The organism is Streptomyces sp. NPDC055078 (genome assembly GCF_053607985.1).
The window spans coordinates 1-3,910 of sequence record NZ_JBSGUP010000738.1 but is presented as its reverse complement, the minus strand read 5'-3'; the positions used below and the strand labels follow the sequence as shown (position 1 = coordinate 3,910).

General features: G+C 69.8%; 4 protein-coding genes. 3 read left to right on the top strand and 1 reads right to left on the bottom strand.

What is annotated here, in order from left to right; translation table 11 throughout:
• Positions 1-371: 371 nt before the first annotated feature.
• On the top strand, positions 372-1,160 hold the full coding sequence (locus tag ACWF94_RS35765) for a S16 family serine protease (RefSeq protein ID WP_453498486.1): 789 nt from the start codon (positions 372-374) through the stop codon (positions 1,158-1,160).
• A 446-nt stretch (positions 1,161-1,606) separates the two neighbouring features.
• Here ACWF94_RS35765 and ACWF94_RS35760 read toward each other — a convergent pair whose 3' ends face one another.
• Positions 1,607-2,083, bottom strand: a complete 477-nt coding sequence (locus ACWF94_RS35760; RefSeq protein ID WP_453498483.1) for an Lrp/AsnC family transcriptional regulator — start codon at positions 2,081-2,083, stop codon at positions 1,607-1,609.
• A 122-nt stretch (positions 2,084-2,205) separates the two neighbouring features.
• On the opposite strand from ACWF94_RS35760, the gene hppD reads away from it, so the two are divergent.
• Both hppD and ACWF94_RS35750 read left to right on the top strand, forming a co-directional pair.
• Positions 2,206-3,351 carry a 4-hydroxyphenylpyruvate dioxygenase gene (gene hppD / locus ACWF94_RS35755; protein ID WP_453498480.1) on the top strand — a complete coding sequence of 382 codons (1,146 nt, stop codon included), beginning with the start codon at positions 2,206-2,208 and terminating at the stop codon, positions 3,349-3,351.
• Positions 3,352-3,441: 90 nt separating this feature from the next.
• Positions 3,442-3,910 (top strand): response regulator transcription factor (locus ACWF94_RS35750; protein ID WP_453498489.1); only part of this gene is annotated, 469 nt, incomplete at its 3' end.

Genomic DNA, 3,910 nt, shown 5'->3' with positions numbered 1-3,910 from the left:
CCTCACCGCGCTTCGCGCGAGCTGCGCCGCTTTACGTCCCGGACACGACCCCTGCGCGCCCCCTCCCCGCGCTGGCCCCTCAGCCTGTCCGCCTCCGCCCTGGTGGAGTCCAGGCCCCCGCGCTGCCCCTCAGCCAGTCCACCCTCCGCCCTGGTGGAGTGCAGGCGCCCCCGCGCTTGCCCGCTCAGCCGGTCCCCCTCCGTCCTGGTGGAGTGCAGGCCCCCGCGCTCGGGTTGTTCAAGCCCTGCTGGCGTTTGAGGCGCTGTGGGTTCGTGTCCGCCAGGGTGTTAGGGGGGTTAGGGGCCGTGCGGGCGGTGTCCCGACAGGGGGAGTGGGGCGGGTCCGGGGGTTGGCCCGGATAGATTGACACTGTGCTCTCCCGTCTCACGCGTACGCGCGCCCTGCTGTTCAGCGCCCTTCCGATCGCCGCGCTCCTCGCCGTCGCCGCGTTCGCGCCGCTGCCGTTCGTCATCGCGAAACCCGGGGACACGGCCGATGTACTGGGTGAGCACAAGGGCACACCGGTCATCTCTGTCGCCGGGGCGCCCGTACGCAAGACGGAGGGCGCGCTGCGGATGACCACGATCCTGGCGACCGGGCCCTCGGCCGATGTCGGCGTCGAGGATGTGTGGGACAGCTGGTTCAGGACGGACCGGGCGGTGATGCCCCATGACTCCGTCTACCCGGCGGGCAAGTCGACCAAGGAGATCACCGAACGCAATCTGGACGACATGGAGGACTCCCAGCACGACGCGACCCGGGCCGCCCTCTCGTATCTCGGGGAGGACCCGGCGAAGGTGAAGGTCACCCTCCGGCTCGCCGACATCGGCGGACCCAGCGCGGGCCTGCTGTTCTCGTTGGGGATCGTGGACAAACTCGACGGCGACGGCGACGGTGGCGATCTGACCGGCGGGCGGGACATCGCCGGTACGGGGACGATCACCGCCGACGGCAAGGTCGGCCCGGTCGGCGGGGTCGCGCTGAAGACGCAGGCCGCCAAGCGCGACGGAGCGAGCGTCTTCCTGGTGCCGAAGGGGGAGTGCTCGGACGCGGAGGCCGGGGTGTCGAACGGGCTTCGGCTGATCCCCGTCACGACGCTTAAGGGCGCAGTGGAGTCCCTTCGGGCGCTGGAGGACGGCGGGAAAGTGCCGTCCTGCTGAGGTCCGGGGGAGTGTCGGTCCAGTTCCACTCCCCGGCCCCGGGGGAGGGTGAGTCGCCCCGTACGTGGGGAGGGCAGTAAGCCGAAGAGCCTGCGTCCAACCGGTGACGGGGACGGTGACCGGCTGAGGGGCCAGTGCGGGGGCCTGGACTCCACCAGGGCGGAGGCGGACAGGCTGAGGGGGGGCAGCGCGGGGAGGGGGCGCGCAGGGGTCGTGTCCGGGACGTAAAGCGGCGCAGCTCGCGCGAAGCGCGGTGAGGAAAGCAGTCCCGGATACGAGCCCCGGAGCGCCCCCGGACGGTGACCGCACAAGTTCCCGGGCCCGGACCGCCCCCGGACGGCCACCGCACCAGCCCCCGCGCCCCGGAGCGGCCCGGGACGGCCACCGCCCCCGGACGGCCACCGCACAAGTTCCCGAGCCCATCGCGCCCCCGGACGGCAACCGCCTCAACCCGGCTCGTCCGACGCCGCCTGTTCCACCAGCGGGATGATCCGCAGCGGTACCGGGTTCTCCATCACGATCGCCGTGGAGGCCCGGACGATGCCGTCGAAACCGACGACCCGGTCGATCACCCGCTGGAGGTCGGCGTTGGAGCGCGCCACCAGCCGGCAGAGCATGTCACCGTGCCCGGTGGTGGTGTGCAGCTCCAGCACCTCCGGGACGCCCGCCAGATGCGCCCGTACGTCCGCGCCCTGCCCCTGTTTGATCTCCAGCGTCGCGAACGCGGTGACCGGATAGCCGAGCGCCGCCGGATCGACGTCCGGGCCGAAGCCCCGGATGACGCCACCGGACTGGAGCCGGTCCATCCGCGCCTGGACGGTCCCGCGCGCCACTCCCAGCCGGCGGGACGCCTCCAGCACCCCGATCCTCGGCTCACGCGCGAGCAGCACGATGAGACGGCCGTCCAGGTGATCGATCGCCATACCGCTCTCCCCAGTGGTCATCCTGTACAGAAGACCCTGCCATCGTGGCCGGTTGGTGCACAGTTTGCCCAGTGGAATGACGAACTGTTGCACACCTTGTGGAACGGGAGGAGCCTGCGAGTATGACTGAGACCATCGATCACCACCCGGACACCGCGCGCGAGGCCGACCCCTTCCCGGTCAAGGGAATGGATGCGGTCGTCTTCGCCGTGGGCAACGCCAAACAGGCCGCGCACTACTACGCCACGGCCTTCGGCATGAAGCTCGTCGCCTACTCCGGCCCGGAGAACGGCAGCCGGGAGACCGCGAGTTATGTGCTGGAGAACGGAGCCGCGCGTTTCGTCTTCACCTCCGTCATCAAACAGGCCACCGACCGGGGCCGGTTCCTGGCCGACCATGTCGCCGAGCACGGTGACGGCGTGGTCGACCTCGCCATCGAGGTCCCGGACGCCCGCGCCGCGTACGCGTACGCCACCGAGCACGGGGCCCGTGGCATCACCGAGCCGTACGAGCTGACGGACGACGACGGGACCGTGGTGCTGGCGGCGATCGCCACGTACGGCAAGACCCGCCACACCCTGGTCGACCGTTCGCGCTACCGGGGCCCCTACCTCCCCGGCTTCGCCGCGGCCGACCCGATCGTCGCGCCGCCCGCGAAGAGGACGTTCCAGGCCATCGACCACTGCGTCGGCAATGTCGAACTCGGCCGGATGAACGAGTGGGTGGCGTTCTACAACAAGGTCATGGGCTTCACCAACATGAAGGAGTTCGTCGGCGACGACATCGCCACCGAGTACTCCGCCCTGATGTCGAAGGTCGTCGCCGACGGCACGCTGAAGGTGAAGTTCCCGATCAATGAGCCCGCGATCGCGAAGAAGAAGTCGCAGATCGATGAGTATCTGGAGTTCTACGGCGGTGCCGGGGTCCAGCACATCGCGCTGGCCACCAACGACATCGTGGCGACGGTACGTTCCATGCGGGCGGCCGGGGTGCAGTTCCTGGACACCCCCGACTCGTACTACGACACCCTCGGGGAGTGGGCGGGGGAGACCCGGGTGCCGGTCGAGACCTTGCGTGAGCTGAAGATCCTGGTCGACCGCGACGAGGACGGCTATCTGCTCCAGATCTTCACCAAGCCGGTGCAGGACCGGCCGACGGTCTTCTTCGAGATGATCGAACGCCATGGCTCCATGGGCTTCGGCAAGGGCAATTTCAAGGCCCTGTTCCAGGCGATCGAGCGCGAGCAGGAGAAGCGCGGCAATCTGTGAGGTGATGCGGTGAGTATCGGGGTGGGTGACCGCTGAGCCATCGGTGAGCTTCCGGCCGCACATACGATCGGGTGCGTGTGCGCACATGTGATGATCGCCGAGGACGACGAGAAGCAGGCCGAATTGGTCCGCCGCTATCTCGAACGGGAGGGCCACACCGTCACATCCGTACGGGACGGCCGCGCGGCCGTCGAAGCGGTCCGCCGGATCCCTCCCGACCTGCTGGTCCTCGACGTCATGATGCCGAAGGTCGACGGTCTGGACGTCCTGCGCATTCTGCGGGCCGAGGCGTACGACCTCCCGGTCCTGATGCTCACCGCCCGCTCCACCGAGGACGATCTGCTGCTCGGTCTCGACCTCGGGGCCGACGACTACATGACCAAGCCCTACAGCCCGCGCGAGCTGATGGCCCGGGTGCGGACCCTGCTGCGCCGCACCCGGGGGCCGGCGGCGGCCGGTCCGTCGGCCGCGCATCTGCTCGCCGTCGGCACCCTGCTGGTGGACGCCGAACGGCATGAGATCACGGTCGACGGCACCCGGGTCGAGTGCACCCCCGGGG

Excerpts from the sequence above, each read along its gene's own strand:
- ACWF94_RS35760 (WP_453498483.1), bottom strand. The coding sequence starts at position 2,083 with ATGGCGATCGATCACCTGGACGGCCGTCTCATCGTGCTGCTCGCGCGT.
- hppD (WP_453498480.1), top strand. The coding sequence starts at position 2,206 with ATGACTGAGACCATCGATCACCACCCGGACACCGCGCGCGAGGCCGAC.